Raw genomic sequence first — 387 nt, 5'->3', positions numbered from 1 at the left:
CTGCTATTTCTTCTCCATATTTTTCAAAGGCCAGTTTGGCTCCTTCAATATCATTGTATGGGACTGTTATTGTATCTGCCGCAAGACCTTTTGTAACTCCTGGAGAATCCGGTAATCCGAGTGTTGCTACCCCTGAGCCAGCTTTAATTAATAAAGAATCTCCATGTCCGTGATACCTTCCTTCAAATTTCAAGATTTTTTCTCTCTTTGTATAACCGCGAGCCAAACGAATAGCACTCATCGTTGCTTCCGTTCCTGATGAAACCATACGAACGATTTCAATAGATGGCACGCGTTCAATTACTAATTTTGCTAATTCAGTTTCAATCTCAGTAGGTGTCCCAAAACTGGTACCTTTCAGAGCTGCTTTTGTAATAGCATTAACAA

At 40.1% G+C, this 387-nt stretch carries 1 protein-coding gene; it reads right to left on the bottom strand.

The window, feature by feature from the left end; genetic code table 11:
- The coding region (locus G8O24_RS47400) for an aminotransferase class III-fold pyridoxal phosphate-dependent enzyme (RefSeq protein ID WP_188108460.1) at positions 1-387 on the bottom strand (387 nt) is incomplete at both ends.

This window comes from Bradyrhizobium campsiandrae, from assembly GCF_014529705.1.
Lineage (GTDB): Bacteria > Pseudomonadota > Alphaproteobacteria > Rhizobiales > Xanthobacteraceae > Bradyrhizobium > Bradyrhizobium campsiandrae.
Note: the sequence above shows the minus strand (reverse complement) of the source record. Positions and strands in the feature narration are given on the sequence as shown.